This window comes from Streptococcus sp. HMSC071H03, assembly GCF_001813035.1.
Classification (GTDB): Bacteria; Bacillota; Bacilli; order Lactobacillales; family Streptococcaceae; genus Streptococcus; species Streptococcus anginosus.
In genome coordinates, this window is record NZ_KV811150.1 from 1 (window position 1) to 220 (window position 220).

Below are 220 nucleotides of genomic sequence, written 5' to 3' on the forward strand. Positions count from 1 at the left end.
TTTACTGGTATCCATGATACAAACCTTGTAACCAACAACATTCCGAAGATCAATCCGAAGAAAGATGTTGTAGCAACTGTTGAAGATGGTCAAAAAGACCAGAATTCATTGAGTGGTAAGACAGTTAAGGTTGGACAAGTTTACAACTTTGAATTGGAAACCTCTTACTTGCCAGCTAACCGTGGTCAAGCGATTGAAAAGATGGAAGTGAAGGACACTT

The 220-nt window shown here is 39.1% G+C and carries 1 protein-coding gene; it reads left to right on the plus strand.

Annotated features, from left to right (window positions below):
* Positions 1–220, plus strand: a 220-nt coding sequence (locus tag HMPREF2887_RS02825; RefSeq protein WP_148131477.1) for an LPXTG cell wall anchor domain-containing protein, incomplete at both ends; no start/stop codon positions are given.